General features: G+C 63.7%; 1 protein-coding gene. It reads left to right on the forward strand.

From position 1 onward, the window contains the following. Positions 1-151: 151 nt before the first annotated feature. On the forward strand, positions 152-721 hold a 570-nt coding region (locus EOA29_RS38790; RefSeq protein ID WP_127222540.1), incomplete at its 3' end, for an FAD-dependent oxidoreductase.

Here is a 721-nt window from a genome sequence, read left to right on the forward strand (position 1 = left end):
AGACCGGTATATCTGGCGGCAAGCCGTCTCCATCAGTGCCCGACGACGCGGATCGGAGTCGGCCTGTCGAAAAGCGATGGCGCAATCTTGGCTTTGCGCTTCCCGCCTGCTCTATAGTCTGCCGCCTCGCACCAAAAGGACGATAGGAAGAATGGCGGAATACTCAGCCTTTTCGCTGCTCAAGAACGCGCTGACCGGCAACAAGGACTGGAAGCCGGCCTGGCGCAAGCCGGCCCCCAAGGCGTCCTATGACGTGATCGTCATCGGCGGCGGCGGCCACGGCCTTTCAACAGCCTATTATCTTGCCAAGGAACACGGCATCACCAATGTCGCGGTGCTGGAAAAGGGCTGGCTGGGCTCCGGCAATGTCGGCCGCAACACCACCGCGGTGCGCTCCAACTATCTCTTGCCGCAGAACACCCGCTTCTACGAACATTCGATGAAGCTGTGGGAGAACCTGTCGCACGACCTCAACTACAACGTCATGTTCTCGCAGCGCGGCTGCCTCAACCTCGCGCATACGCCGGCCCAGCTCGACGACTACGCCCGGCGCGGCAATGCCATGCGCCATCTCGGCGTCGACGCGGAGCTGATGAGCATCGACCAGATCAAGCGGCTTGTCCCGGCGCTGGACGTCTCGGGTTCGGCGCGCTTCCCCGTGCTTGGCGGACTGATGCAGCCGCGTGCCGGCACCGCCCGCCACGACGCTGTCGCCTGGGGC

The organism is Mesorhizobium sp. M1E.F.Ca.ET.063.01.1.1 (genome assembly GCF_003998155.1).
Classification (GTDB): Bacteria; Pseudomonadota; Alphaproteobacteria; order Rhizobiales; family Rhizobiaceae; genus Mesorhizobium.